This window comes from Alistipes sp. An31A, assembly GCF_002159425.1.
In the GTDB taxonomy this organism is placed as follows: domain Bacteria; phylum Bacteroidota; class Bacteroidia; order Bacteroidales; family Rikenellaceae; genus Alistipes; species Alistipes excrementigallinarum.
Window position 1 is genome coordinate 295,457 of sequence record NZ_NFIO01000003.1, and the last position, 23,014, is coordinate 318,470.

Genomic DNA, 23,014 nt, shown 5'->3' on the forward strand with positions numbered 1-23,014 from the left:
TGACCGGGGCGCAGGCTCTTACTGGAGAAGCTCGTCGATTTTCCGGGCCAGCGCCTCGCCGTCGAGGTCGCGGGCCACGATTTCGCCTTCACGGCTGATGAGGTAGCTCGACGGCAGACGCTGCACGTTGTAGAGCTTGAGCGCCGACGAGGCGCCGCCCTGCAGGTCGCTCACCGAAATCCACGGGAGCTGCTGCTCCTGCACGGCCGTAATCCAGAGCGGCTTCGAGGTGTCGATGGCCACCTGGTAGATTTCAAACGGAGCCTTCTGCCGGGCATACTTCGCGTAGAGCTCCTTCAGTTCGGCATTGCGCGCATTGGCGTTGCCCAGTTCGGCCGACCAGAAGTCGACGAGCACCACCTTGCCCTCGAGCGACGAGAGGCGCACCTTCTTGCCGTAGATGTCGCTCAGCTCCAGGTCGGGATAGCCCGTGACGGTAATCTGCGAGGCGAGATTGAGCCGCGCATCCATCCGGCCGATTTCGGCCAGCAGCACCGGCAGGTAGGGCGAATCGGGATAGCTCTTCTCGAGCGCCTCGGCCACCGTGCGGTAGTAGACCACGTCGCTGTCGCCGTTGAAGAGGTTGGCGTCGCCCGGCAGACGCTGGTAGAGCGCAAAGAGGGCCGCCAGCGACGACTTGTGCTCGATGATGAAGCGCAGCTGCTCGCGGCGGATGCGGTAATACTCCTCGGTGTAGGCCTTCACCAGCTCGTCGTGGCGCTCGCCCGCGGGCTGCTGGGCCACCTGCTGGGCAATGTCGTCGAGCCGCTGCACGCCGGCCACGTAGCTCTGGTAGAACTGGCGCAGCAGCTCCGATTCGGCCGAGCCCTCGACCGTATAGTTGCGGGCCACGCTGCCCACCGAGCTGAGCGTCAGGCGGTCGCCTGCGGCCAGCAGCAGCGGGATGCGCACGCCGTCGTAGACCACGTTGTAGAGCGACGGCGTGGCGGTCGCCTCGCGGACCTCGAAACGGTAGTTGCCCTCCTTGTCGAGCTGGGCCGAGTCGATGATGCGCTCCGAAAGCGGCGTCACCTGTTCGAGGTAGATGTTGCGGGCTTCGTTGCCCACGATGCGTCCCGAAATCCGCACCTTCGACGACTGGCAGGCGCAGAGCGTCGATGCTGCGGCCAGCGCCGCGAAAATAACTTTTCCGTTCATCTATTTTTTGCTTCTTGTTTACGAACCGTACCGCACGCCCGACGTACGACCGCAGCGGGTCGTCCGACGCGGACGCAGTCGGATATGTTTACAAAGATAGGCAATTCCGGATAAAAAACGACGAATCACTTCTGGAAATTGTGCCGCGCGCCGTTGTTTTTCGAGAAATTGCGCGCATGCTGCTGATTGCGGTTTTTCTGCTGCCGCTGCTGCGGACCGCCCTTCTGGGGACGTGCCGTAAAGTGCTGTTTGTAGTCGCTTCGGAGATTGTTCAGTGCAACTTCGTCGATTTCGATGCCACCACCGGACATCTGCTTGATGTCCTTTACAATCACCTCGTTGTTGGGGTGCTCCTGGTTGTATTCGAAGCTCTTGGCACGCATGTAGCGGGCCAGGTTGTCCACCGTGCGGGCCACGCTCTGACGGTCCTCGACCCCCTCCAGGCTCTGCAGCATCCGCTCGACATACTTGCCGTAGTGCTTGTAGGCGATGCGGCTCTGCGTGTAGGGCATGCGGTGCGGCATGACCGTGAGCTCCTGGCGCGAGGGACGCGGATAGGGAGAGTCCACATCCAGCTGAAAATCAGACATGATGAACAGGTGGTCCCAGAGCTTGTGCGTGAAATCGGCCGTATCGCGCAGCAGCGGGTTCAGATTGCCCATCACGGCGATGACGGCCCGCGCCTGGCGGTTGCGCTCGTAGCGGTCCTCAATCTCCATCAGGGAGTCTATCATTTCGTGGATGTGGCGGCCGTACTCGGGCAGAAAGAGCTTGCGCCGCATGTAGTTGTAATTCTTTTTCATAACGTAATGGTCGCCCGTGCGCTGTTCCGTTCGGTCCCCCGGCTGCACCGGAAGGTCCCGCGCAATGGTCTCGTTCAGAATGCTTTCACCCGCTCCGGCGTTCATCCGGACACAGAGCCCGAACTTGCTCAAACACCGCGGAAAGCAATAACTTTGCGACAAAAATAACAAAAAATCAATAAAAACAAGAGATGGTAAAGGTTTTAATTTTGGACCATTCAAAAAGCGTGCGAAACATCCTGCGCGAGCGGCTCGAATACGAGGGCTACTCGGCCGAGGCGGTCGACGACGAGGCGGCCGCCTCGCGTCTTTGCGAGCGAATACCCTTCGATGTCATCCTCTCCGACACCGGCTGCCGGGTTCCCGATGCGGGCATCCCCTTCATCGCCCTCTCGGGCGACGCCTCCATCGACTCGGCCGTCAAGGCCGTCCGCAGCGGCGCGCGCGACTTCGTGACCAAACCCATCGACATGAACCGCCTGCTGGAGTCCATCCGCCGCACGGTCGCCGAGCCCGATGCGGCCGGGAGTGCGCCGGCGACGGAGAGCCCGGCCGCCGCTCCGGCCCGCACGGCGGCACGGGCGCGCCGCGCACAGACGGCACAGCCCGAAATCATCGGGCAGTCGTCGCAAATCCGCCGGGTGCGGGAGCTGATTGAGAAGGTGGCCCCCTGCGAGGCACGCGTGCTGGTCACGGGCGAGAACGGCACGGGCAAGGAGCTCGTCGCCCGCTGGCTCCACGCACGGAGCCGCCGCGCGACGGCCCCCTTCGTCGAGGTGAACTGCGCGGCCATCCCCTCCGAACTGATTGAGAGCGAGCTCTTCGGCCACGAGCGGGGAGCCTTCACCTCGGCCGTCAAGCAGCGCAAGGGGAAGTTCGAGCTGGCCAACGGCGGCACGCTCTTCATGGACGAAATCGGCGACATGTCGCTCGCAGCGCAGGCCAAGGTGCTGCGGGCGCTGCAGGAGAACAAAATCTGCCGCATCGGCGGCGACAAGGATGTGGCGGTCGACGTGCGCGTCATCGCGGCGACGAACAAGGACCTGCGCGAGGAGATTCGCAAGGGGAACTTCCGCGAGGACCTCTACCACCGCATCGGGGTCATCGTCATCCGGGTTCCGCCGCTGCGCGAACACCCCGAAGACATCCCGGCGCTGGTCGACCACTTCATCCACACGGTCTGCGCCGAGGACGGCACCGCCCCCAAAGAGGTGACCCCCGAGGCGATGCAGTTGCTGCAGGAGATGCCCTGGACGGGCAACATCCGCGAGCTGCGCAACGTGGTCGAGCGGCTGCTGATTCTCTCGGGCGACCGCATCACACCGGCCGACGTCCATCTCTACTGCTGACGGCGCGTCCCGAGGGCGGCGGCAGCGGGAAGCGAACGCAGGAAGCGGAACACAGAGCGTAGAATGCGGCAACGAAATAAAAGAGGCGGCGGGAGAGAGGGTTTCGGCACCTCTCCCCCGCCGCTTCTCAAAGGCGGAACGTCGGGTCGGCTATGCGTCGAGCAGCGCGAGCAGCTCCTCCGGGCGGTCGATGATGCGCCAGGGGTTGCAGGCCTCCAGCTCGGCACGTCCGCGGAAGCCCCACGTCACCCCCACCGAACGGAGGCGGGCCGCAGCGGCGGTCTGCATGTCGACGGCCGAGTCGCCGACGTAGAGCACCCGCTCGCGGGCGACGCCCGTTGCCGCGAGAATCTCATCGACCACCGCCGGGTCGGGCTTCAGCGGCACGTCGGGGCGCTGTCCGAAGACGGGCGCGAAGGGGTGCTCGGGGAAGAAGAGGCGGATGAGCTTCTCGGTCCCCTCCTGGAACTTGTTCGAGGCGACGGCCATCCGGATGCCCCGGCGCGTCAGCTCGGCCACCACGGCGGGGATGCCGTCGTAGGGCTTGGTGTAGGTGTCGATGTGCTCCGTGTAGTAGCGCACGAAGTCGGCGCGTGCGAGCGCCACGTTCTCGGGCGTGCGCAGCTCTTCGGGCAGGGCGCGCTCCACCAGACGCAGGATGCCGTTGCCCACGAAGTGGCAGTACTCTTCGTAGGAGTGCTGCGGCAGCCCGCGCAGGGCCAGCATGGCATTGCAGCTGACGGCCAGGTCGCCGATTGTGTTGAGCAGCGTGCCGTCAAGGTCGAAAATCACCAGTTCGGTCTTCATTTCACGTGTTTGATTTTCCACCCCAGGGCCGCCACCAGGAGCGACATGAGGGGTGATGCGATGTTGAATATGCAATAGGGCAGATAGGCGAAGGTCGAGACGCCCAACACGGTGGCCTGCGTCATGCCGCACGAGTTCCACGGCACGAGCACCGAGCAGACCGTCGCCGAGTCCTCCACCGAGCGGCTCAGCAACCGCTCCTCGAGCCCCCGTTCGGCGTAGAGGTCGCGGAAGAGGCGCCCCGAGAGGATAATCGAGATGTACTGGTCGGCCGTGCAGAGGTTGAAGAAGAGCCCCGCGCCGACGGTCGAGGCGACGGCCGAGAAGGGGCGCCGCACCACGCGCAGGAAGAGCTGCGTCAGCGAGCGCAGCATGCCGCTGCCGGTCATCACGCCGCCGAAGCACATGGCGCAGATAATCAGCCACACGGTGTTGAGCATGCCGGCCATGCCGCGCGTGGCCACCAGCGCGTTGAGCTGCGCGTTGCCCGTGTCGATGGCCGTCGGACCGAAGCAGGTCATCAGCACCCCCTTGAAGCCCGAGAGGAAGTCCAGCGAGCCGACACCCGCCACCGAGGCCACCAGTCCGCGCTGTGTGAGCAGCATCGCCACGCAGGCGAAGACCACCGAGGCGAAGAGCGTCACGATGGCCGGCAGCTTGCGGACGATGAGCAGCCCCGTTGCCAGCGGCACCAGCAGCAGCCAGGGCGTGATGCGGAACGTCGAGCGGAGCGTCTCCGAATAGAGCTCGGCGTGGGTCGCGTCGCCGTGCGTGAGGGTCAGTCCTGCCACCGTGAAGACCGCAAGCGCCACGACGAACGAGGGCATGGTCGTATAGAGCATGTAGCGGATGTGGGTGAAAATCGGCACGCCGACCGTCGACGAGGCGAGCACCGTGGTGTCGGAGAGCAGCGAAATCTTGTCGCCGAAGTAGGCGCCCGAGATGATGGTGCCGGCCACCCATCCGTCGGGAAAGCCCATCGCCCGGCCGATGCCCATCAGCGCCACGCCGATGGTGGCAATCGTGGTCCACGAGCTGCCGGTCATCAGCGAGACGCCCGCGCAGATGAGGCACGAGGCGACCAGGAAGAACGACGGGTGGAGAATCTCCAGACCGTAATATATAAGGGTGGGGACCACGCCGCTGACCATCCACGTGCCGGCAATCGCACCGATGAGCAGCAGGATGATGATGGCCGAGGCCGAAGCCCGGATGTTGTCGATGATGGCCTCCTCGAGCACGCTCCAGCGGCAGCGGTAGACCCCGATGGAGAGCATCACGCAGACCGACGTGGCCGAGAACAGGGCAATCTGGCTGCCGCCGTTGATGGAGTCGCCGCCGAAGCAGCGGATGACCACGTAGAGCAGCACGGCGAGCACCGCAAGCGGCAGCGCCGAGAGCCAGGCCGAGGGCATTTTGGGGGTGGAATCGTTCATTTCGTCTCTTTCTCGTTAACCTGATTGAATCTCTGTAACCTTTAACCGGGCACAAAAGTAGTAAAAAAGCGGCAAAAGTCGGCGCATCGGCCCCGTCGAAGTCCCCCGTGCGTGCAGCCGCCCGGGGCCTTCCCATTACCGGGACGGACAACCGGGACAGATGACCAGAGCAGATGACCGGGGCGAACGACCGGGGCAAATGACCGGGGCAGACGACCGGAACGGATGACCGGAGCGAATGACCGGGGCGGATGACCGGGGCGGACGACCGAGGCGGACGACCGAGGCGGACGACCGAGGCAGATGCCGGAACGGACGACCGGGGCGCAGCCGGCGGTACCGAAATTTTTTACCGCCCCTCCGCCCCGCCCCGCGCAAGGTGCACAAGCGGCCGCAGCGGGCCTCTGCGGCCGTTTCCGGGGCCGGAGGCACCGGCTGCCGAGGGTGTCGATTCGCCCCGTCGGCGCGATTTTTTCGGCCGGATGCTTCCGTATTTCGTTTTTTCTGCTTAGTTTTGGAAAACAAACCTCCGGACAGCGCCCCGTGCGGACGCCCCGGGAACGCTGCAAAACGATGGTCGCCACGCTCCGCAAAATATTCCGCTTCTACTACGACGGATTCCGCGCCATGACGCTCGGACGCACCCTCTGGGCCATCATCCTCATCAAGCTCTTCATCATGTTCGCCATCCTGAAGGTCTTCTTCTTTCCCGACCTGCTGGCCGGCAAGAGCCCCGAGGAGCGCAGCAGCTACGTACTCGAACAACTCACACCCGAAAACTGAAACACTCTGCACACCATGTCGGACATTCTGCAAACAGTCGATTGGTCGCGCGCGCAATTCGCCCTGACGGCCATCTACCACTGGCTCTTCGTTCCGCTCACGCTCGGACTCGGCGTCATCATCGCCATCATGGAGAGCATCTACTACCGTACCGGCGACGACTTCTGGAAACGGACGACCCGTTTCTGGATGCGTCTGTTCGGCGTCAACTTCGCCATCGGCGTGGCCACGGGACTCATCCTCGAGTTCGAGTTCGGCACCAACTGGTCGAACTACTCCCACTTCGTGGGCGACATCTTCGGCGCCCCGCTGGCCATCGAGGGCATCATGGCCTTCTTCCTCGAGAGCACCTTCATCGCCGTGATGTACTTCGGCTGGGGGAAGGTCAGCCGCGGATTCCACCTCACGGCCACGTGGCTCACGGCCATCGGCGCCAACCTCTCGGCGTGGTGGATTCTGGTGGCCAACTCGTGGATGCAGTACCCCACGGGCTGCACCTTCAACCCCGAGACCGTGCGCAACGAGATGACCTCGTTCTGGGAGGTCGCCTTCTCGCCCGTGGCGGTCAACAAGTTCTCGCACACGGTCACCTCCTCCTTCACGCTGGCGGCCCTCTTCGTGGTGGGCGTAAGCGCCTGGTACCTGCTCAAGCGGCGTGAACGCCAGATGGCAACCCGGAGCATCGCCGTCGCCTCGCTCTTCGGCCTCGTCGCCTCGCTGGTGACCGCCTACTCGGGCGACCGCTCGGGCGCCATCGTCGCACGGCTGCAGCCGATGAAACTGGCCGCCATGGAGGCGCTCTACGACGGATGCGAGGGGGCCCCGCTGACGGCCGTCGGCATCCTGCGCCCCGAATCGCAGCGCACGTCGGACGACGATGCCTTCTACTTCAAGGTCGACATCCCGAAGATGCTCTCCATCATGAGCTTCCGCGATGCCGAGGCCTACGTGGCGGGCATCAACGACCTGCTCCGGGGCAATCCCGAGCAGGGAATCCTCCCGGCCGAGGAGAAAATCGCCCGCGGACGGGTGGCCATCGACGAACTGGCCCGCTTCCGCGACGCCCGCCAGAGCGGCGACCAGGAGACCGTGGACCAAATCACCCGCAAGTTCGACCCCTCGACGCCCGAGGGCCGCGAGTTCCTCGGCGAATACTTCGCCTACTTCGGCTACGGCTACCTCCAGTCGCCCGAGCAGCTCGTGCCCAACATTCCGCTGCTCTTCTACTCGTTCCGCGTGATGGTGGGCGCCGGATGCCTCTTCATCCTGATGCTGGCCCTCGTGTGGTGGTACAACCGCCGCGACAAGCTGGCCGAGAAGCGCTGGCTGCTCCGTCTGGCAATTCTCTGCATACCGCTCGCCTACCTCGCCTCGCAGGCCGGCTGGGTGGTTGCCGAGGTGGGACGCCAGCCCTGGGTCATCCAGGACCTGATGCCCGTGGGCGTCGGCGTATCGAAGCTCCCGGGAGAGTCGGTGGCCACCACCTTCTTCATCTTCCTGGCGCTCTTCACGGCGCTGCTCATCGCCGAGCTGAGCATCCTCTTCCGTCAAATCAAGGCGGGACCCGGCAAGGAGTAACCCTCCGCACACCCGCCCGACAGGCGCAGCGGCCGGACAACCACGCCTGCACGCTGCACCCCGGAGGGCGGAACCGAACAAACCAAACAACGACCCCGAAACATGTCATAAGGACAACACTATGGACACGCTGACCTTTCTGCAACACTACTGGTGGTTTATCATCTCCCTGCTGGGCGCCCTGCTGGTCTTCCTGCTCTTCGTGCAGGGCGGACAGGCGCTGCTCTACCGCCTCGGCCGCACCGAGGAGGAGCGCACGCTGCTGGTCAATACACTCGGACGCAAGTGGGAGTTCACCTTCACGACGCTCGTCACCTTCGGCGGCGCCTTCTTCGCCTCCTTCCCGCTCTTCTACTCCACGTCGTTCGGCGGAGCGACCTACGTATGGATGGCCATCCTGCTCGTCTTCGTCATCCAGGCCGTAGCCTACGAGTACCGCCGCAAGCCGGGCAACGTCTTCGGCGAGCGGACCTTCGAGGCCTTCCTGGTCATCAACGGCATCGCCGGCCCCTTCCTGCTGGGCGCCGCCGTCGGCACCCTCTTCACGGGAGCCGACTTCACGGTCGACCGCTTCAACATGGCCAATGCAAGCGGCGATGCCATCATCTCGCAGTGGGCCACCCCCTGGCACGGCCTCGAGGCGCTGGGCGACCACCGCAACATCCTGCTGGGTGTGGCCGTCGTCTTCCTCGCCGGCACGCTCGCCTGCCAGTACCTGCTCAATGCCGTCGGCGAGCAGCGCATCACCGAGCGGGCGCGCCGCATGATGCGGCCGCTGTCGCTGCTCTTCCTGGCGGCATTCCTCTCCTTCCTCGGGGCGCTGCTCGTCTCGACGGGCTGGAGCTACGATGCGTCGGGAGTCGTTGCGGCGGAGCCCTACAAGTACCTGCACAACCTCCTGCAGATGCCGCTGGTCAGCGTCGTGATGCTCATCGGCGTGGTGCTCGTGCTGGCAAGCATCCTGCTCGGCTGGCGCGGCTCGCGCAAGGCCATCTGGCTGGGAGGTAGCGGCACGGTGCTCACCGTGCTGGCGCTGCTGCTCTGCGCCGGGTGGAACAACACGGCCTACTACCCCTCGCTGGTCGACATGCAGTCGTCGCTGACGATTGCCAACTCGTCGTCGAGCGAGTTCACGCTGCGCGTGATGGCCTACGTCTCGCTGCTCATCCCCTTCGTGCTGGCCTATATCTGGTACGCATGGCGTTCGCTGAACCGACGTCCGGTCACCAGCGAGGAGCTGCGCGACGAGGAGCACTCCTACTGATACGTCTGGATACGTCGCCCCGAGAGGCGGCCATCTCCTCCCTTCGGCGGGCCCTTGCGGGTCCGCCGTTTTTTTGCGGCGCAGACACGGAACGGACACGGTGCGGACATGGTGCGCCGCGGCACGGGTGCGGCACGGGCGCGGCATGGTACAGGCGTGCGGCGCGGTACGGGCGCGCGGCACGGGGAGGAGAGACACGCACAAAAAAAGCCGGAATCCCGAACAGGGGATTCCGGCCTTTTTCATCCTCCGGCGGAGGTCCTCAGAAGGGCTACTCCTCCTTGTGACCGAAGGGGTACTGGTTGTCGTGCACGTCGTCGAAACGCATGCCCTTTTCGTAGGTCTTCATCGCACGGCGGCTCATACCCATCGACGAGAAACCGCCGTCGTGGTAGAGGTTCTGCATCGTCACCTTGCGCGTGAGGTCCGAGAAGAGCGTCAGCACGTAGTTGGCGCAATCCTCCGCCGTGGCGTTGCCCAGCGGCGACATGCTCTCGGCAAACGACATCAGGTCGCCCAGACCCAGCACGCCGCTGCCGGCCGTGGTCTGCGTGGGCGACTGCGAGACGGTGTTGATGCGCACGTGTTTCTCACGGCCGTAGATGTAGCCGAAGCTGCGGGCAATCGACTCGAGCAGCGCCTTGGCGTCGGCCATGTCGTTGTAGCCGTAGAGCGTACGCTGCGCAGCGATGTAGGAGAGGGCCACAATCGAACCCCACTCGTTGATGGCGTCCTTCTTGCGGGCCACCTGGATGGCCTTGTGGAACGAGATGGCCGAGATGTCGAGCGTCTTGGCCAGATAGTCGTAGTCCAGGTCGTCGTACGTGCGTCCCTTGCGGACGTTGGGCGACATGCCGATGGAGTGGAGCATGAAGTCGAACTTGCCGCCGAAGTGCTCCATGGTCTTGTCGATGAGATTCTCCAGGTCGGCCACGCTCGTCGCGTCGGCGGGAACCACAATCGTATTGCATTTCTCGGCCAGCTTGCCGATAGTACCCATGCGAATCGATACGGCAGTATTCGTAAGAACGATTTCGGCGCCCTCCTCCACGGCGCGTTCAGCCACTTTCCAAGCAATCGACTGCTCGTTGAGCGCGCCGAAAATCAAGCCTTTCTTACCTTTGAGTAATTGATATGCCATTGTTGTTTCGGTTAAGATTTCGGGGGCAAAGGTAACAAAATTTTCCGAACTCCTCCAAATGAACACTTTTAGGGGCTTCGGGGAGAGCGAACCGCGGCCGCAGAGGCGCTGAAGGGGCTCAGCGAGGCTGAAACGGAGGGCGGATTTTTCCGTGCCGGAATATTTTCGTACCTTTACGCCCCGGCCGGCCGAACGGTCCGTCCGCAGGGGGCACACGCAGGGCCGGAGGGCCTCCCGTTCGGAGGATGCGGAGCGTCGCCGGCCGCCCCCGAAACAAGCCGAAACAAAAACCAAAAAACGAACGAATACCCCATGAAAAGACTGCTGCTCCTTGCCGCGCTCGCGCTGACGGCGGCATCGTGCGGAGGGGAGAAACCCCGACCTGCCGACTACGTGAACCCCAACCTGGGTTCGGTCCACAGCCGCTGGTTCTTCTACACGCCGGCGGCCGAGCCCTTCGGACTGGCCAAGCTCGGCCCCACGACCAACGGCTCCTACACCAGCCCCAGCGGCTGGGAGGCCAACGGATACGAAGACATCCACACCTCGATTGAGGGCTTCCCCTGCCTGCACGAGTTCCAGGTGGCCGGCGTGCTGCTGATGCCCACCGTGGGCGAAATCCAAACTCTGCCGGGCACGCTCGAGCAGCCCGACAGCGGCTACCGCTCGCGCTTCGACAAGGCCGACGAGCTGGCCCGCCCGGGCTACTACCGCGTCCGGCTGAAGGATTACGGCGTGGAGGCCGAGCTGACGGCCACCACGCGCGTGGGCTTCCAGCGCTACACCTTCCCCGAGTCGGAGGCGTCGAACATCCTCTTCGACATCGGCAGCTGGCTGGGCGAGAGCGGCCCGGTGCGCGACGCCTGGCTGCGGATTGTCGACCCGCAGACGGTCGAGGGATACACCATCGCCGAGCCCACCTATGCCCAGAAATACCAGCCCGGCGCCACCATCGGCACCTACTTCCACGCCCGGCTGAGCAAGCCGGCCGCCTCGTGGAAGACCTTCTTCCGGGGCGGTGAGCCCGTCGAGGGCGACGAGGTGCGCGGTCCCGGCGCCGGAGCGGCCCTCACCTTCCGAACCGGCGAGGGCGAACGCATCGAGGTGAAGGTCGGCCTCTCGTACACCTCCGTCGAGAATGCCCGCCTCAACCTCGAGAGCGAGGCCTCGACGCTCGACTTCGACGGCGCGCGCCGCTCGGCCGAAGCCAAGTGGGACGAATACCTGGGCCGCATCGAGGTCGAGGGTGGCAGCGAGGAGGACCGCGTGAAGTTCTACACGGGGCTCTACCACGCGCTGCTGGGCCGCGGCTGCGCCAGCGACGTGAACGGCGCCTATCCGCGCAACGACGGCACGGTGGGTCAGATTCCGCTGGACGCCGAGGGGCGCCCGCTCCACAAGCTCTACAACACCGACGCCGTATGGGGCGCCTACTGGAACCTCGAACAGCTCTGGGCGCTCGCCTACCCCGAATACTACAGCGACTACATCCGCAGCCACCTGCGCGTCTACGAAGATGCCGGCTGGCTGGGCGACGGTCTGGCCTGCAGCAAGTATGTCTCGGGCGTGGGGACCAACATGGTGAGCATCCTCATGGCCGGAGCCTACCAGTGCGGCATCCGCGACTTCGACATCGAGAAGGGCTACGAGGCGGCGCTGAAGAACGAACTGCAGTGGGAGGGCCGCGTCGAAGGGGCCGGCAAGACCGACGTGGGTGCCTTCGTCCGCCGGGGCTACTCGCCCTACGTGCCGAGCAACAACGGCATCAACGACGAACTGCAGCTCGACGGCTCGCCCTTCGGCGCCTCGCACACGCTCGAATACAGCTTCAGCGCCTACGCCGTGGCACAGTGGGCCAAGGCGCTCGGCCGCGAGGAGGACTACCGCAAGCTGATGTGGCTCTCGCGCGGATGGGAGCGGCTCTACGACCCCTCGACGGGGCTGATTCGCCCCCGCACGACCGACGGCGAGTTCATCGACAACTTCAACCCGCTCGAATCGTGGCGCGGCTTCCAGGAGGGCAACGCCGTGCAGTACACCTTCTTCGTGCCGCACGACCCCGAGGGGCTCATCGCCAAGGTGGGCAGCGAAGCCTTCTGCAACCGGCTCGACTCGATTTTCACCGAGGCGCGCAAGAGCGTCTTCGGCGGCGGCAAGGTGGTCAACGCCTTCTCGGGACTCGAGAGCCCCTACAACCACGGCAACCAGCCGAGCCTCCACATCTCGTGGCTCTTCAACTTCGCCGGCAAACCCTACCTCACGCAGAAGTGGACGCGTCTGATTTGCGACGAGTTCTACGGCACGACGGGCGAGCACGGCTACGGCTACGGCCAGGACGAGGACCAGGGGCAGTTAGGCGCCTGGTACGTGATGGCCGCCATGGGCCTCTTCGACGTACAGGGAGGCACCTGCACCCGCCCCACCTTCCAGCTGGGCAGCCCGCAATTCGACCGCATCGTCATCCGCAGCGGCTCGGGCAAGCGCTTCACCATCAAGACCGAGGGCAACACCCCCGAGGCCTACTACATCCAGTCGGCCGAGCTCAACGGAGAGCCGCTCGACGCATGCTGGTTCTACCGCGACCGGATGACCGACGGCGGCACGCTGCGCCTGCACATGGGCACCGAGCCCAACCCGCAGTGGGGCGCCGCAACCGCACCCGCCTGCACGAAATAGCGGGGTGCGCCGTCGGTGAGCGCACCTCATGAGAAAGCCCCGGGACCTCTGTCCCGGGGCTTTCTCGTATCCGTCTGACGCCGCTCACCGGCGGCCGCGCGGCGAACGGCGGCGTGCCGCAGTCGCAGGCGCAGGCGCGGCATCCGCCGCCCCGCCGCCCATGCGGTAGGCCGAGGGGGTCTGCCCCGTATGGTTCTTGAAGTACTTGCCGAAGAAGGACTGGTTGGAGAAATTGAGGCAGTAGGCAATCTCCTGGATGCTCATCGTCGAGTAGCGCAGCATGTTCTTCGCCTCGAGAATCACGTAGTCGTCAATCCAGTTGATGGCCGTATGGCCGGTCGTCTGGCGGATGAGCGTGGTGAGGTACTTGGGCGAGAGGTTGAGCTGCGCGGCATAGAAGCCGACGCTCCGCTCGCGCATGTAGTGCTGGCGGAGCAGCGTCATGAAGCGCTGGAAGTACTCCTCGCGGCGGCTGCGCGGCGAGGGCGACAGCTCGCGCACCTGCTCCAGATGACGCGCAATGAGGCGGCACATCTTGTAGATGAGCACCCGAATCGCCGAACGGATAATCTCCGTCGAATAGAGGTCTCCCGCCTCGGGAACCCCCTCGTCCGATATCTCGGAGATGCTGCGCGCTACGCACTCCCACTCGCCCGGCTCGAGCTGCAGCAGCGGATAGCGCTCCAGCTGGAGAAAGAGGTTCGAAAGGAGCTTGATGTCGACATCGATGCGGCGGATGAACTCCTCCTCGCAGGCCGCCACGTAAATCTCGGCGTCGGGGGTCGATTCGACGTGGAGAATCGAACCCGGGAGATGAACGAAGAAGGAGTTCTCGCCCAGCTCGTAGCGGGTCAGGTTCGAGAGGAGCGAAATCGAACCTTTGGAACAGAAGACCACGGCAAAGGCGTCGATACGCACCGGATAGCGGAAGAGGTCCATCGGAACCTCGTCCCCCGTATTCACGCGCGACGTAATCAGGCAACCATCGTAATAGAAGTCACCGGGCCGTCGCCCGCACATCTCGAGCAGCGGCTCAAGCGAGAAGCTGCGGATTTCCTTTTCGTTCATTGCTATCTCCCTTTTTCCGGCAAATATAAGAATTTTGACGGTAATTTTTCGCCAAAAGGTACGAAATCGAACCTTTCGACGAATTACAACAACGCAAAGAACTTTCCGATTCGCCGGCAAAGAGGCAATTTTGCAGCAGGAAACCGAAGAAAACAGACAATACGATGAAACGAATCTACATGTTGGCCGCCCTGCTGCTTGCGACGGGGTGTGCATCGAAACAGGAGCGCCGCACCGTCGCCCCGATGCGGGTCGAGACGCTCGTCGTGGCGCCCTCGTCCGAGACGGAGAGCTCCCGCTACGTGGGCACCATCGAGGAGGAGCGCTCCGTGGCGCTGAGCTTCCCGCTTGCCGGGACGCTTGCCCGCATCGAGGTCGACGAAGGGGAATACGTCACGCGCGGCGCCGTGGTGGCCGAGCTGGACCCGACGTCGGCCCGTCAGAGCTACGCCGCCGCCGAGGCGACGTTCGAACAGGCGCGCGACGCCTGCGAACGTCTGCGGAAGCTCCACGAGGCCAACAGCCTGCCCGAAATCCAGTGGGTCGAGGCTCAGACCCGGCTGCAGCAGGCATCGTCGACCTTTGAGCTGGCCCGCAAGAATCTGGAGGACTGCACCCTCCGCGCACCCTTTGCGGGGGTGGTCGGCAAGCGGCAGGCCGAGGCGGGCGAGACCCTTCTGCCGGGTGTTCCCGTAGTGACGCTGCTGGATATCGCCTCCGTCAAGGTCCGCTTCGCCGTTCCCGAGCAGGAGATTGCCTCGCTCGACGCACGGCGGCGCATCGACGTGAGCGTTGCGGCACTCGGCGACCAGACGTTCCGGGCCGGCGCGCCGAGGCGCAGCATCGAGGCCAACCCCGCCGCCCACACCTACGAGGTGACAGCGCCGCTCGGCAACGCCGACCGCCGGCTGCTGCCCGGCATGGTCTGCCGCGTCACCACTTCGCCGGCCGATGCCGCCGAGGAGCTCGTCGTGCCGCTGCAGGCGGTCCGCGAGGCGGGCGACGGCAGCCGCTTCGTATGGAAGGTGGCCGGCGATTCGGTGCTCCGCACACCGGTCCGCACAGGCCGCTTTGCGGGCAACGCCGTGGTCATCGAGGAGGGGCTCTCGGCCGGTGACCGCATCGTGACCGAGGGGATGCAGAAGATAGGTGAAGGCAGCAAAATCGTATGGGAATGAAAGGTTCAAACAACTTCGTGGCATGGGCGATGCGCAACTTCCGCATCACCTTCCTGCTCGTCGGGTGCCTCTTCCTGTTCGGCATCTTCGGGCTTGTCCACATTCCGAAACAGGAGTTTCCGGAGTACACCATCCGCCAGGGTGTAGTGGTGGGCCTCTATCCGGGCGCCACCAGCGAAGAGGTCGAGGAGCAGCTGGCCCGCCCGCTCGAGCAGTTCCTGATGACCTACAAGGAGGTCAAGCGGGCGAAGACCACCTCCACCTCGCAGAACGGCATGTGCTACGTCATGGTCGAGCTGGAGGATGACGTCCACGACAAGGACGAGGTCTGGTCGAAAATCAAGCACGGCCTCAACACCCTCAAGGCACAACTGCCGCGGGGCGTGGTGGCGCTCGTGGCCAACGACGACTTCGGCGACACCTCGGCGCTGCTCATCACGCTCGAATCCGACACGCGCAGCTACCGCGAACTGAAGGAGTACCTCGACAAGCTGAGCGACCGGCTGCGCCGCATCGAGTCGGTCTCGAACCTCCGCCCCTACGGCCTCCAGTCGGAGCAGATATCCATCTACGTCGACCACGACCGGCTGGCCGCCTACGGCATCGGCGAGCAGGTGCTCACGGCGGCGCTCGCCTCGCAGGGGCTGACCCCCATGGGCGGCAGCGTCAGCAACCCGACGACCGAGACCCCTATCCACCTCGCCCCGACGCTGCGCAGCGAGGAGGAGATTGCCAACCAGGTCATCTGGAGCGACCCCCAGGGCAACGTGCTCCGCGTACGCGATGTGGCGCGCGTCGAGCGTGGATACGACGACCCCGACAGCTACATCCTCAACAACGGCCACCGCTGCGTGCTGCTCTCGATGGAGATGCGCGACGGGTTCAATATCGTGGAGTACGGGCGCGAGGTCGACCAGGTGCTCCACGCGTTCACCGAGGAGGTGCTTCCGTCGGACGTCCACGTGGCGCGCATCGCCGACCAGGCGAAGGTCGTCGGCGACTCCGTCTCGTCGTTCCTGCGCGACCTGTTCGTCGCCATGGCCATCATCATCGTGGTGATGATGTTCCTCTTCCCGTGGCGCTCGGCCGTCGTGGCAGCCATCACTATCCCCCTCTCGACCTTCATCTCCGTGGGGCTGATGTACGCCTGCGGCATCCCGCTCAACACGGTGACGCTCGCCGCGCTGATTGTCGTGCTGGGCATGATTGTCGACAACTCGATTGTGGTCATCGACGGCTACCTCGACTACCTCGGACGGGGCTATTCGCGCTGGTATTCGGCCGTCGAGAGCGCCCGCGAGTTCTTCCCCTCGCTGCTGCTGGCCACCCTCTGCATCTGCGTCATCTTCTACCCCATCCTCTTCACCATGAAGGGCATCATGGGCGACTTCATCACCTACTTCCCGTGGACGATTACCATCAACCTGATGGTATCGCTGCTGCTGGCCATGGTGGTGATTCCCTTCCTCGAGGTGCTCATCATCCCCCGTGCGCCCCGGCAAGACCCCTCGCACCGCAGCTTCACCGACCGCGTGCAGCGCTTCTACCGGCGCATTCTGGTGGGGACCTTCCGCCACGGATGGCTCACCATCTCGCTCGGCATCGCCTCGGTGGCGGTCGCCCTGCTGCTCGCCACCAAGCTGCGGCTGAGGATGTTCCCCTATGCCGACCGTGACCAGTTCGCCGTGGAAATCTACCTGCGCGACGGAACCCCGCTCGAACGGACGGCCGCCGTGGCCGACTCGGTCTACGAGGCGCTCCGCGTCGACCCGCGCGTACGCTCCGTCACCTCGTTCATCGGCTGCTCGTCGCCCCGCTTCCAGATGAGCTACGCGCCGCAGATTGCCGGCAAGAACTACGCCCAGTTTATCGTCAACACCACCTCCGTCGAGGATACCGAGGCGCTGCTCGACCAGTATGCCGATACCTGGGCCGACCGCTTCCCCGACGCCTACGTCAAGTTCAAGCAGCTGGACTACCAGAACGTCCCCTCGCTCGAGTTCCGCTTCTACGGCGACGACCTCGACTCGCTGCGCACGGCCGCCGACCGGCTGATGGCCCGCATGCGGGAGATGCCCGAGCTGGTTTGGGTCCACTCCGACTACGAGGAGCCCCGCGCTGTGGTCGACGTGCGGCTCGACCCCGTCACAGCGTCGCAGCTCGGCATCACGCGCACCACGGCGGCGCTCAACCTGGCGCTCGCTTCGGGCGACGTGACCGTCGGCTCGGTCTGGGAGGGCGACTACCAACTGCCCGTCGTGCTCAAGAACGACGAACGACAGGGCGAACGCTCGCTCTCCGACGTGGAGAACACATACATCAACTCGGCCGTCCCCTCGCTGAGCGTGCCGCTGCGCCAGATTGCCCAGGTCGAGCCCGCATGGAGCCAGAGCCGCATCGTACACCGTAACGGCATGCGCTGCATGTCGGTGGTGGCCGACGTGCGGCGCGGAGCCAATGCGCTGCAGATGCGCGCCGAGATTGACCGCACACTGCAGCAGGAAATCACCCTGCCGCAGGGGGTTACGACCGAGACGGGCGGCGAATACGAGTTCGACGCGGAGACGCTGCCCGACATCTTCTCGGGACTGGCCATCTCGCTGGTGATTATCTTCTTCTTCATCCTCATCAACTTCCGCAAGTTCGGCATCACGCTGGTGGTCATGCTCTCGATGAGTCTCTGCCTGTTCGGTGCGATGGTCGGACTCTGGCTCTCGAACTTCACCATCGGCCTGACCTCGGTGCTGGGCTTCATCACCCTGCTGGGCATGATTGTCCGCAACGTGATTCTGATGTACCAGCACGCCGAGGAGAAGCGCCTCTGCTGCCACTGGACGGGACGTCTTGCCGCCTACGACGCCGGCAAGCGCCGCATGGTGCCGATTTTCCTCACCACCGCCACCACAGCCGTGGGCGTGGTGCCGATGATGCTGGGCGGCAGCACCTTCTGGGCACCCGTCGGGGTGACGATTTTCGCCGGAGGCATCGGCTCGCTCATACTGGTGGTGACGATTCTGCCGGTTCTCTACTCCAAAATCTACAAATGACGATGAGACGCACACTTGCAACACTGCTTCTGCTGCTCTTCGGCGGAAGCCTTGCGGCCGGAGCCCAGACCCTCACGCTCGAGGAGTGCCGGGCCGCCGCCGTGGAACATAACCGCACGCTGGCCAACGCGCGGCTCGACCTCGAGGCCGCCACACAGAGCCGGCGCGAGGCCTTCACCAACTACTTCCCGCAGATTTCGGCTTCGGGCGGAGTCTTCCAGGCCCAGCACGGGCTCATCCAGGCCAGCCTCGACGTGACCATCCCCCAGATGGGAAGCATCCCGATGCCCCTGTCGCTGGTCAAGCGCGGCATCGTGGGGGGCATCTCGGCCGTACAGCCCCTCTTCGCCGGTCTGAAGATTGTCAACGGCAACCGCCTGGCCCGTCTGGGCGAGGAGGTGGGCGCCCTGCAGCTGCAGATGAGCGAGGCGGAGGTGCGCGAACGCACCGACACCTACTTCTGGCAGATTGTCTCGCTGCGCGAAAACCTCTCGACGCTCGATGCCGTCGAGCGGCAGCTCGACGAGATTCACCGCCAGGTCGAACTCTCGGTCGAGGCGGGGCTCGTCACCTCGAACGACCTGCTGCGCGTCGAATTGCGGCAGCAGGAGGTCGCCTCGAACCGGCTGAAGGTCGAAAACGGGCTGAAGGTCTCGAAGATGCTGCTGGCGCAGTACGTGGGTGCCGACTGGCGGCAGTTCGACATCGCCTGCACCGACACGGAGCCGGAGGCCCCGGCGGCGTGGTACGTCGACGTGGAGGAGGCGCTTGACCGGCGGGCCGAGTACCAGCTGGCCGAGAAGAATGTCGAGGCGCGGCGCTACGAGAAGCGCATGGAGCGCGGCAAGCGACTGCCGACCGTAGGCGTGGGGGCCGGGTACCTCTATTATAACGTCATGGACCAGAACGTCGACGACGGCGTGGTCTTCGCCCAGGTTTCGGTGCCGATTTCGGAGTGGTGGGGCGGTGCCCACGCCCTGAAGCGGGCCCGGCTGCGCGAGCAGCAGGCCGAGAACGACCGCATGGAGGCACGCGAGCTGCTCGCCGTCGAAATCGAGAAGACGTGGAGCGACCTGCAGGAGGCCTACGCCCAGATTGCGCTGGCCGAGCGCTCCATCGCCTCGGCCACCGAGAACCTGCGGCAGAACCGCGAGTTCTACCGTGCGGGCACCTCGTCGCTCACCGAGCTGCTCGACGCCGAGACGCTCTACACCCAGAGCCGCGACAAGCTGACCGAGGCCCGCGCCTCCTACCGCACGGCCGTCGCCCGCTATCTGCGTGTCACGGGACGCTGACCGTGGCGGCACATGCCTTCAGACGTCCCGCCGGAGACGATACCGGTCGGCACGACATACAAACGCCCCGGAGGAGTGAACCCCTCCGGGGCGTTTCCGTAGATGGAGGCGAGCGGCCTGTTGCGAAGCGAGTTTACGGCCCGCGGCTGGCGGCCGTCCGACAAGGAGCGGTTGGCGCCGTGGTTTTTGCCGCCGCAGCCCGCTCGGTCCCTATTATGAATTATGAAAAGTCGGCCCCCGATTTGATTCACCGGAGTTATCCGCTAACTTTCACCCCCGAATGCGGCACCGCGCCCGAATTTCGGACGGCAACAAATCTTTTTTTCAAAAAAATCGCACCTGCCGTATAGTTTTTCGGGCGGTTGTTTGTCTAACAGGTAAACGAAATGAAGATGGAGACAAAAGAACAACGATTCTCCCAACTGGTCAAGGAGCATGAACAGACCATCTATGCGGTCTGCTACATGTTCTCCCGCGATGCCGAAGATGTGGACGACCTGCATCAGGAGATACTTCTGCGGCTGTGGCAGGGATACGACGGTTTCGAGGGTCGCAGCGATATAAGGACATGGATTTACCGCGTGGCGCTGAACTACTGCATCAACTTCAGCAACAAGCGCAAGCGCGAGCGGACAAGAGGTACGACGGCGCGGGAGGCTGCCACCTCCGACGGCGACCTCGAAAAACGCATGCAGATGAAACAGCTCTATGAGCGCATCAACAAGTTGGGACTTGTCGACCGAAGCGTCATCCTGCTGTGGCTCGAAGGCCTGAGCTACGAGGAGATAGGCGCAATCCTAGGCATCTCGGTCAAGAATGTCTCCTTCAAGCTGGTACGCATCAAGGAGCGACTCAAAAAAAATGACTGACGACTAAACAACATGACTATGGAACGCAACATGGGACAAGAGCTCGAAGCTCTGAAAGCCGACTATAACGCCCTCAAGGCACAGATGCAGCAGCAGGAGCAGCTGAACGAACGTTTTTTCCAGGCGGCGCGCCGCCGTCCGGCGCAGGCCCTGAGCCGGGGGATTCGCAATCGTCTGATGCTCGATGTGCTGACCCTGCCCACCATCTGGGTCATCTGCATCGCCACCCACTGGCCGCCGCTCTTCGGCGTGCTGGTATCGCTGTGGACAATGATAGATTTCGCAGCCACACTCTGGATTAACCGCAAGCTGGGCATGGAGCATCTGCTCGACGGCGATACGCGGACGGTCACCCGCACCATCACCTCCTATCGCCGCTTCTACCGCCGGGCCCTGGCCATCAGCCTCCTTCCGTGCATCGCGATGATTACCTATATCTTCATCGAGCTTCTCGCGCGCGTCGGAGAGTCGGCAAACCGCAACCTGATTATCGCAATCGGCATTGCCTACACGCTCGCTGCCATCATCATCACCTGGCTGCAGTACCGCCGCCACACCAAGGCCTGCGACGAACTGCTCGACGAGTTCGAGGAGTAGCGCACGTCGGGCCGAAGCGGACAGGTCACCCGCCCCCTTTCCCGGGAAGAGGGCGGGCGTCCGGAGCCGTGCAAGACGCGGCCCCCGAAAAGGAACGCACGTCGGGCCGGCGCCATTTTCTCAAGGAAAGGAGGAGGCGGAACAGGCGGCGGCCCCTGCTACGCGACCGTATCCGGCGGGAAAAGTGCGCTGACGGGACGCCAAACCATCAGACGCACAGACAAAACAAAATGAGGATGTTACCCGTCGTAACATCCTCATTGTTTTGCGGAGAGAAGGGGATTCGAACCCCTGAAACCCTTTAGGGGTTTACTCGCTTTCCAGGCGGGCCAGTTCAACCACTCCTGCATCTCTCCAAAGGTCGTATGCCATCCTGCGATAGCGCCGACAAAGATAGAAAGATTCTCGGGAATAACCTATAATCGGAAGCCGTTTTATTGCAAAATCGCAAAAAATCGTATCTTTGGTGTCGTTTTTTCAACACCGGATTGTCCCAAACCACTTTTAACAATACCTTCTGTCATGAAACACACACGATTTTTCGGCATGTTTTCCCTCCTCGCAGCGCTTGCCGTACTCGGCGCAGGCTGCTCCTCGGACGACACGGGCAGCGACACGCCCCCCAGCATCGGCACCGGAACCGACGACGGTCTGATTTCGGAGCAGACCCGTCAGGAAATCGAGAGCTACTTTTCGGCCTGCCTCGCCGGCGACGAGGGCGACTATACCTCTCAGATTGCCATCAACGCCGCCAAAGTGAGCGGCAACACCGACCTGGTATGGGAGGCCTGGAAGAGCGCCAACAACAACTTCGACGAGGAGAAGCTCATCGACCTTACCTCGCTGGGCACCAAGCGCTCGGGAAGCTGGCTGCTGCCCGCATCGCTCGAAGCCAGCGCCACGATGAACTACTACTGGGGCTCGAAGAGCAACAAGCCGGCCGCCGGATATCCCCTCTTCCTCTACCTCCACGGCTCGGGCGACAAGAACACCGAGTGGGAGACGGGCTGGTCGCTCTGCCAGTCGTTCCAGGATTCGCCCTCGGTCTACTTCATTCCGCAGATTCCCAACGTGGGTGACTACTACCGCTGGTGGCAGAAGGCCAAGCAGTATGCCTGGGAGAAGCTGCTGCGTCTGGCCTTCGTCTCGGATATCATCAACCCCGACCGCATCTACTTCTTCGGCATCTCCGAGGGCGGCTACGGCAGCCAGCGCCTCGCGTCGTTCTACGCCGACTACCTGGCCGGCGCGGGACCGATGGCAGGCGGCGAGCCGCTGAAGAACGCCCCGGCCGAGAACTGCGCCAACACGGCCTTCTCGCTGCGCACGGGCGCCAACGACACCGGATTCTACCGCAACACGCTGACGGGCTACACCAAGGAGGCCTTCGATGAACTGGAGGCTGCTCACCCGGGATACTACACCCACAACATCGAGCTGATTCCCAATGCAAGCCACGCCATCGACTACACGCTCACCACGCCCTGGCTCAAGGAGTATGAGCGCAACTCCTACCCGCACTACTTCTGCTGGGAGGACTTCGAGATGGACGGACAGTACCGCACGGGCTTCTACAACCTCCGCGTGCTGGAGCGCTCGAACAGCGACTTCTCGACGCGCACCTGCTACGAGATGAACATCACGGGCAACAACATCACGCTGCAGGTCGACGAGGTGCGCTACACGACCACCGAGATTGACCCCAAGTGGGGCATCGAGATGCGCTTCGACAAGAGCAAGACCCCGGCCACGAAGGGCAAGGTGGTGCTCTACCTCTGCAACGAACTGGTCGACCTCTCGAAGAGCGTGACGCTGACGGTCAACGGCAAGAAGGTCTACTCGGGCGTTCCCGAAATCCGTCTGGAGAACATGGTGAACAGCTGCGCCGAGTTCTTCGACCCGCGCCGCATCTATCCGGCCGCCATCGAGGTGGACCTCTCGAAGCTCTGACGCATCCGAACGCCT

Annotated in this window: 17 protein-coding genes and 1 tRNA gene; 11 read left to right on the forward strand and 7 right to left on the reverse strand. The window is 63.8% G+C overall.

Annotation, left to right across the window (positions count from 1 at the left end):
* Positions 1–18: 18 nt before the first annotated feature.
* Both B5F90_RS04820 and B5F90_RS04825 read right to left on the reverse strand, forming a co-directional pair.
* Positions 19–1,158, reverse strand: a complete 1,140-nt coding sequence (locus tag B5F90_RS04820) for a TlpA disulfide reductase family protein (RefSeq protein WP_087361669.1) — start codon at positions 1,156–1,158, stop codon at positions 19–21.
* 125 nt (positions 1,159–1,283) lie between these two features.
* Entirely contained in the window at positions 1,284–1,961 is a 678-nt protein-coding gene (locus tag B5F90_RS04825; RefSeq protein WP_087361720.1) for a DUF4290 domain-containing protein, read from the reverse strand.
* Between the two features lie 191 nt (positions 1,962–2,152).
* On the opposite strand from B5F90_RS04825, the gene B5F90_RS04830 reads away from it, so the two are divergent.
* Positions 2,153–3,310: a sigma-54 dependent transcriptional regulator gene (locus B5F90_RS04830; RefSeq protein ID WP_087361670.1), complete on the forward strand. Its 1,158-nt coding sequence runs from the start codon at positions 2,153–2,155 to the stop codon at positions 3,308–3,310.
* A gap of 150 nt (positions 3,311–3,460) precedes the next feature.
* Here the strand turns inward: B5F90_RS04830 and B5F90_RS04835 are convergent, their stop codons facing one another.
* Both B5F90_RS04835 and B5F90_RS04840 read right to left on the reverse strand, forming a co-directional pair.
* Positions 3,461–4,117 carry an HAD-IA family hydrolase gene (locus B5F90_RS04835; protein ID WP_087361671.1) on the reverse strand — a complete coding sequence of 219 codons (657 nt, stop codon included), beginning with the start codon at positions 4,115–4,117 and terminating at the stop codon, positions 3,461–3,463.
* On the reverse strand, positions 4,114–5,553 hold the full coding sequence (locus B5F90_RS04840; protein ID WP_087361672.1) for a Na+/H+ antiporter NhaC family protein: 1,440 nt from the start codon (positions 5,551–5,553) through the stop codon (positions 4,114–4,116). The genes B5F90_RS04835 and B5F90_RS04840 overlap by 4 nt, the downstream gene beginning before the upstream one ends.
* Positions 5,554–6,126: 573 nt before the next feature.
* Here B5F90_RS04840 and B5F90_RS04845 point away from each other — a divergent pair.
* From B5F90_RS04845 to cydB, 3 genes are all read left to right on the forward strand, one after another.
* The gene (locus B5F90_RS04845) at positions 6,127–6,336 is read left to right on the forward strand and encodes a DUF4492 domain-containing protein (protein WP_087361721.1); all 210 of its coding nucleotides are present in this window, start codon (positions 6,127–6,129) and stop codon (positions 6,334–6,336) included.
* A 15-nt stretch (positions 6,337–6,351) separates the two neighbouring features.
* Entirely contained in the window at positions 6,352–7,914 is a 1,563-nt protein-coding gene (locus tag B5F90_RS04850; RefSeq protein WP_087361673.1) for a cytochrome ubiquinol oxidase subunit I, read from the forward strand.
* 121 nt (positions 7,915–8,035) lie between these two features.
* Positions 8,036–9,178 (forward strand): cytochrome d ubiquinol oxidase subunit II, encoded by a 1,143-nt coding sequence (gene cydB / locus B5F90_RS04855; RefSeq protein WP_087361674.1) that lies wholly within the window; start codon positions 8,036–8,038, stop codon positions 9,176–9,178.
* A gap of 271 nt (positions 9,179–9,449) precedes the next feature.
* On the opposite strand, the gene B5F90_RS04860 is transcribed toward cydB, so the two are convergent.
* Complete coding sequence (locus B5F90_RS04860) at positions 9,450–10,319, reverse strand: SDR family oxidoreductase (protein ID WP_087361675.1); 870 nt, start codon at positions 10,317–10,319, stop codon at positions 9,450–9,452.
* Between the two features lie 312 nt (positions 10,320–10,631).
* On the opposite strand from B5F90_RS04860, the gene B5F90_RS04865 reads away from it, so the two are divergent.
* Positions 10,632–12,995, forward strand: coding sequence for a GH92 family glycosyl hydrolase (locus B5F90_RS04865; RefSeq protein ID WP_087361676.1), 2,364 nt, complete (start codon positions 10,632–10,634; stop codon positions 12,993–12,995).
* Between the two features lie 84 nt (positions 12,996–13,079).
* Here B5F90_RS04865 and B5F90_RS04870 read toward each other — a convergent pair whose 3' ends face one another.
* On the reverse strand, positions 13,080–14,063 hold the full coding sequence (locus B5F90_RS04870; RefSeq protein ID WP_087361677.1) for an AraC family transcriptional regulator: 984 nt from the start codon (positions 14,061–14,063) through the stop codon (positions 13,080–13,082).
* A 164-nt stretch (positions 14,064–14,227) separates the two neighbouring features.
* Here B5F90_RS04870 and B5F90_RS04875 point away from each other — a divergent pair, with 164 nt between their 5' ends.
* The 5 genes from B5F90_RS04875 to B5F90_RS04895 all read left to right on the forward strand — a co-directional run bounded on the left by B5F90_RS04875 (position 14,228) and on the right by B5F90_RS04895 (position 21,049).
* The gene (locus B5F90_RS04875; RefSeq protein ID WP_087361678.1) at positions 14,228–15,241 is read left to right on the forward strand and encodes an efflux RND transporter periplasmic adaptor subunit; all 1,014 of its coding nucleotides are present in this window, start codon (positions 14,228–14,230) and stop codon (positions 15,239–15,241) included.
* Complete coding sequence (locus tag B5F90_RS04880; RefSeq protein ID WP_087361679.1) at positions 15,238–18,288, forward strand: efflux RND transporter permease subunit; 3,051 nt, start codon at positions 15,238–15,240, stop codon at positions 18,286–18,288. The genes B5F90_RS04875 and B5F90_RS04880 overlap by 4 nt, the downstream gene beginning before the upstream one ends.
* Positions 18,289–18,290: 2 nt before the next feature.
* A complete protein-coding gene (locus B5F90_RS04885) occupies positions 18,291–19,583 on the forward strand; it encodes a TolC family protein (RefSeq protein ID WP_087361722.1) in 1,293 nt (430 codons plus the stop codon).
* A gap of 392 nt (positions 19,584–19,975) precedes the next feature.
* A complete protein-coding gene (locus tag B5F90_RS04890; protein ID WP_204229526.1) occupies positions 19,976–20,452 on the forward strand; it encodes a sigma-70 family RNA polymerase sigma factor in 477 nt (158 codons plus the stop codon).
* 18 nt (positions 20,453–20,470) lie between these two features.
* The gene (locus B5F90_RS04895; protein ID WP_087361681.1) at positions 20,471–21,049 is read left to right on the forward strand and encodes a hypothetical protein; all 579 of its coding nucleotides are present in this window, start codon (positions 20,471–20,473) and stop codon (positions 21,047–21,049) included.
* A gap of 268 nt (positions 21,050–21,317) precedes the next feature.
* Here the strand turns inward: B5F90_RS04895 and B5F90_RS04900 are convergent.
* A tRNA-Ser gene (locus B5F90_RS04900) sits at positions 21,318–21,405 on the reverse strand.
* Between the two features lie 190 nt (positions 21,406–21,595).
* Between B5F90_RS04900 and B5F90_RS04905 the strand changes: the two genes are divergently transcribed.
* A complete protein-coding gene (locus tag B5F90_RS04905) occupies positions 21,596–22,999 on the forward strand; it encodes a hypothetical protein (RefSeq protein WP_087361682.1) in 1,404 nt (467 codons plus the stop codon).
* The last annotated feature ends 15 nt before the right edge of the window (positions 23,000–23,014 follow it).

What these genes read in the sequence shown, in the direction of transcription:
- B5F90_RS04820 (WP_087361669.1), bottom strand. Translation starts at nt 1,158, where the DNA reads ATGAACGGAAAAGTTATTTTCGCGGCGCTGGCCGCAGCATCGACGCTC.
- B5F90_RS04825 (WP_087361720.1), bottom strand. Translation starts at nt 1,961, where the DNA reads ATGAAAAAGAATTACAACTACATGCGGCGCAAGCTCTTTCTGCCCGAG.
- B5F90_RS04830 (WP_087361670.1), top strand. Translation starts at nt 2,153, where the DNA reads ATGGTAAAGGTTTTAATTTTGGACCATTCAAAAAGCGTGCGAAACATC.
- B5F90_RS04835 (WP_087361671.1), bottom strand. Translation starts at nt 4,117, where the DNA reads ATGAAGACCGAACTGGTGATTTTCGACCTTGACGGCACGCTGCTCAAC.
- B5F90_RS04840 (WP_087361672.1), bottom strand. Translation starts at nt 5,553, where the DNA reads ATGAACGATTCCACCCCCAAAATGCCCTCGGCCTGGCTCTCGGCGCTG.
- B5F90_RS04845 (WP_087361721.1), top strand. Translation starts at nt 6,127, where the DNA reads ATGGTCGCCACGCTCCGCAAAATATTCCGCTTCTACTACGACGGATTC.
- B5F90_RS04850 (WP_087361673.1), top strand. Translation starts at nt 6,352, where the DNA reads ATGTCGGACATTCTGCAAACAGTCGATTGGTCGCGCGCGCAATTCGCC.
- cydB (WP_087361674.1), top strand. Translation starts at nt 8,036, where the DNA reads ATGGACACGCTGACCTTTCTGCAACACTACTGGTGGTTTATCATCTCC.
- B5F90_RS04860 (WP_087361675.1), bottom strand. Translation starts at nt 10,319, where the DNA reads ATGGCATATCAATTACTCAAAGGTAAGAAAGGCTTGATTTTCGGCGCG.
- B5F90_RS04865 (WP_087361676.1), top strand. Translation starts at nt 10,632, where the DNA reads ATGAAAAGACTGCTGCTCCTTGCCGCGCTCGCGCTGACGGCGGCATCG.
- B5F90_RS04870 (WP_087361677.1), bottom strand. Translation starts at nt 14,063, where the DNA reads ATGAACGAAAAGGAAATCCGCAGCTTCTCGCTTGAGCCGCTGCTCGAG.
- B5F90_RS04875 (WP_087361678.1), top strand. Translation starts at nt 14,228, where the DNA reads ATGAAACGAATCTACATGTTGGCCGCCCTGCTGCTTGCGACGGGGTGT.
- B5F90_RS04880 (WP_087361679.1), top strand. Translation starts at nt 15,238, where the DNA reads ATGAAAGGTTCAAACAACTTCGTGGCATGGGCGATGCGCAACTTCCGC.
- B5F90_RS04885 (WP_087361722.1), top strand. Translation starts at nt 18,291, where the DNA reads ATGAGACGCACACTTGCAACACTGCTTCTGCTGCTCTTCGGCGGAAGC.
- B5F90_RS04890 (WP_204229526.1), top strand. Translation starts at nt 19,976, where the DNA reads ATGGAGACAAAAGAACAACGATTCTCCCAACTGGTCAAGGAGCATGAA.
- B5F90_RS04895 (WP_087361681.1), top strand. Translation starts at nt 20,471, where the DNA reads ATGGAACGCAACATGGGACAAGAGCTCGAAGCTCTGAAAGCCGACTAT.
- B5F90_RS04905 (WP_087361682.1), top strand. Translation starts at nt 21,596, where the DNA reads ATGTTTTCCCTCCTCGCAGCGCTTGCCGTACTCGGCGCAGGCTGCTCC.